The organism is Glaesserella sp., assembly GCF_041814905.1.
GTDB lineage: Bacteria > Pseudomonadota > Gammaproteobacteria > Enterobacterales > Pasteurellaceae > Glaesserella.
In genome coordinates this window covers 1-3746 of sequence record NZ_JBGXYA010000073.1, presented here as the reverse complement: position 1 = coordinate 3746, position 3746 = coordinate 1, and the positions used below count along the sequence as shown (strand labels likewise).

At 43.3% G+C, this 3746-nt stretch carries 4 protein-coding genes; all 4 read right to left on the bottom strand.

Annotation, left to right across the window (positions count from 1 at the left end; all coding sequences use genetic code 11):
* The coding region (locus ACEYJ7_RS10055) for a tyrosine-type recombinase/integrase (RefSeq protein ID WP_373778965.1) at positions 1–647 on the bottom strand (647 nt) is incomplete at its 3' end.
* A complete protein-coding gene (locus tag ACEYJ7_RS10050) occupies positions 648–938 on the bottom strand; it encodes a DUF5377 domain-containing protein (protein WP_373778964.1) in 291 nt (96 codons plus the stop codon).
* 71 nt (positions 939–1009) lie between these two features.
* Positions 1010–3205 carry a glycine--tRNA ligase subunit beta gene (gene glyS, locus ACEYJ7_RS10045; protein WP_373778963.1) on the bottom strand — a complete coding sequence of 732 codons (2196 nt, stop codon included), beginning with the start codon at positions 3203–3205 and terminating at the stop codon, positions 1010–1012.
* A gap of 44 nt (positions 3206–3249) precedes the next feature.
* Entirely contained in the window at positions 3250–3726 is a 477-nt protein-coding gene (locus ACEYJ7_RS10040; protein WP_373766644.1) for an OsmC family protein, read from the bottom strand.
* Positions 3727–3746: the final 20 nt, after the last annotated feature.

Here is a 3746-nt window from a genome sequence, read left to right as displayed (position 1 = left end):
TTGCCCTGCCGATTTAAAAACAACGCATAATCTTTCGGTTTAAATGTTTTACGCACCGTCAACCAATGACGTATCGCCGCTAACGCTTTCGAGCCAATCGGTACAATCCGCTCTTTATTTCCCTTCCCTAACACACGTACTTCTCCGACGGATAAATCCATATCGCCTAAATCCAACGCTTGCAGCTCGGAAAGACGCAGCCCGGAACTATACATCAGCTCCATCATCGCCAAATCTCTAACGGCAAGCGGTTCATCGCTCTCAATATTCAGCAATTGCGCAACTTGTTCCGCATCAATATTTTTAGGTAAATGTTTACCGACCTTCGGAGATTTAATCCCTAATGCAGGATTGGCTTTCAGCTTGCCCTGCTTAACCAAAAACGCCAAAAATTGACGTAATGCCACTAACCTAAGCCCGATACTTTTTGCGCTCAAACCTTGTCTGTGGCTTTGTGACAAAATCCAGCGTACCGTTGACGCCTCAACCTCTTGCCAAGCCGTCACTTGCTTTTGCTCCAGCATTTCGCAAACCGCTTGTAGCTGACGTTGATAATTGCTGAGCGTATGGGGGCTTGCTTGCTTTTCAATGCGTAGAAAGTCCCAATACGGTTGGGTTTGGTGGTAAAGGGGATTGGTCATAGACAATTACGCTAAGCCTAATTTACCGATTTTGACACCGATATTACCGAGTGCAACAGGTCCAAGATATTCGGCTAAAAATTTAAACAGTTCATCAACATTGTGGAAAATGCAGTGAGTTTGTACCTCTTTTTCAACTTTGCGAGTGAACTCATAGCTCACTTTTTCTTCGTCAATATGGGCGGTTAAATTTAAATAAACTGTTTCAAAATAATGGCTTAACGCCCCTTCTAACCCGGGATCGCTGATACGTACGTCCCACTGATTGCTAAATAATACTTCGCTTTTGACTGACATTTTTACCTCTTTGTGTTTGCAAATTTTTATTGAAAAAAGACCGCTTGTACAAGCGGTCTGATTGTCTTGTTTTATTGTAACAACGAAATATCCGCCACTTGTAAGAATAAGTTTTGTAGCGTATTTAAAATCGCTAAACGGTTTTGACGCAGTTTCTGATCTTCCGCATTCACCATTACATTGTCGAAGAAGCTATCGACAGGCTGGCGTAAACTTGCCAATTTGTCGAGAACTGCCGTGTAGTCACCTTGAGCGATCAACGGTTGCACTTCTTTTTCGAGTGCAATCACCGCTTCCGCCAACGCTTTTTCCGCAGGTTCGACACAAGCGGTAAGATCGATTGCACCTATTGCGACATCAGCTTTGGCAAGAATGTTGCTCACACGCTTATTCGCTGCCGCCAATGCTTCTGCACTGTCTAAGGTGCGGAAATGCGACACTGCACGCACATGAGACTCAAAATCCATTGGACGGGTTAGATTAAGGGCAAGTACTGCTTGGATAACGTCCACTGCAATACCTTCATCTTGATACCATGCACGGAAACGACCTAACATAAAATGTACAATACGTTTAATCGTCGCTGGATTAATAATGAGTTCATTTCTATCTTGAACAAACAACAATAAACTTTTAGAAAGGATTAATTGATTCTCTTCTAAATTTTTAACATTACCAACCAATTCAGATTTATTAATATCTATTTTGTCTAAATTAGTTTTTACAAAATCTAAATAAATTTTAGCTGAGTTATTAACTAATTCAGAGATATCTAATGGTAATTTCCTTTCAATAATAATCCGTAAAATACCTAACGTTGCTCTTCGTAAAGCAAATGGGTCTTTATCTCCTTTTGGATCTTGTCCAATTCCAAAGATACCGACTAGCGTATCTATTTTGTCTGCTAATGCCACTGAACAAGCTACTAAGGATTTCGGTAACTCATCGCCTGCAAAGCGTGGCATATATTGCTCGTTTAACGCGACTGCCACTTCCTCGTCTTCACCATCGTGACGAGCATAGTGCATACCCATTACGCCTTGCGTATCGGTAAACTCAAACACCATATTGGTCATTAAGTCACATTTCGACAACAAGCCGGCACGTTTCGCTTTGGTTTCATCTGCACCAATTTGTTTTGCAATTTCGCCGGCAAGTTGTTCAATGCGAGCGGTTTTGTCACGCAACGTACCGAGTTGTTGTTGGAACAACACGGTTTCTAAACGTGGTAACTGATCTTCCAAACGCTGTTTTAAGTCGGTTTTGAAGAAGAACTCTGCATCGGTCAAACGTGGACGAACCACTTTTTCATTTCCTTCGATAATTTTGCTTGGATCTTCAGGGTTGATGTTCGACACAAAGATAAAGTGCGGTAGCAATTTGCCGTCTTTATCATAAATCGGGAAGTATTTTTGGTCGCCTTTCATTGTGTAAACTAAGGCTTCCGCAGGCACAGCAAGGAAACGCTCTTCAAACTTCGCCGCTAACACGTTCGGATATTCCACCAAAGACGTCACTTCGTCTAACAAGTCTTCTTCAATATCCGCCACGCCACCTAAAGCGGTCGCTTTTTCTTGGGCTTTTGCAAGAATTAACGCTTTACGCTCGTTGAAATCCGCAACCACGGAACCTTTTTCTTTTAACAACGCAGGGTATTGATCGGCGTGGCTGATTTGGAACTCACGCTCACCTAAGAAACGGTGACCACGAACGGTTGTACCACTGGCTACGCCTAAAATTTCGCCTTCGATCAGCTCATCGCCCAACAATAAGGTTACAGTGTGAACCGGACGCACGAACTGTTCGGTTTTATCGCCCCAACGCATTGTTTTTGGAATAGGCAATTTCGCCAATGCTTGGCTGATAATGCCTACCAACAAGTTTTTAGTCGGCTGACCTTCGATCACCGCACGGTGAACCAGCCATTCGCCTTTATCAGTAGCAATACGCTCTGCTTGCTCAACGGTAATACCACAGCCTTTCGCCCAGCCTTCCGCCGCTTTGGTCGGCTTACCTTCCGCATCAAACGCCGCCGACACCGCCGGACCACGTTTTTCCACTTCTTTGCTCGACTGTGCTGTCGCAAGCCCCAACACTTTCACCGCTAAACGGCGTGGTGCTGCAAACCATTCCACTTTGTCAAAGCTCAAACCCGCTTGGTTTAATTCCGCTTCAACATTCTCCGCAAATGCGGTCGCTAATTTTTTGAGTGCCTTCGGTGGCAACTCTTCTGTGCCGATCTCGGCGAGGAAGTTTTGTGTTGTCATTTTTCTTTTCTCTTGTAGGGTGCGTTTTAACGCACCGTTTGATTTTAAATTGAATCTTTTTCAATAGTAGCTTCACATTCCACAGGGAAATTGAGTGAGTTTGCAATAAAGCACGCCTGATGTGCATTTTTGTGTAATGCTAATGCTTTATCTACATCCGACTCTTTCGAAATTCGCACACGAGGTTTTAATGTCGCTGAAAGGAAACGCCCTGCTTGTTCGGAACTGCCTTCATCCATCACTGCGATTGCCTCATCACAATATTCCAACACAACTATGTTATTGACCGCACAAAAATGTAAATACCATAATTTATGACAGGCGGAAATGGATGCCAATAACATATCTTCGGGATTCCAACGAGTTTTGTCGCCACGAAAAGCAGGATCGGAGGAACCTAAAATATCGGGTTTATGAGATGCCGAAACAATAAAATCCCTCCCATAGGTAGTATAAGATGAGGTACCCGAGCCTAAATTTCCAACCCATTTCACAATAACTTGATAGAGATGTTGTTTCATTATTTCTTTCCTTTAAAACC

Bases quoted from the DNA above. Each gene is read 5' to 3' on its own strand.
- glyS (WP_373778963.1), bottom strand. From the start codon at position 3,205: ATGACAACACAAAACTTCCTCGCCGAGATCGGCACAGAAGAGTTGCCA.
- ACEYJ7_RS10050 (WP_373778964.1), bottom strand. From the start codon at position 938: ATGTCAGTCAAAAGCGAAGTATTATTTAGCAATCAGTGGGACGTACGT.
- ACEYJ7_RS10040 (WP_373766644.1), bottom strand. From the start codon at position 3,726: ATGAAACAACATCTCTATCAAGTTATTGTGAAATGGGTTGGAAATTTA.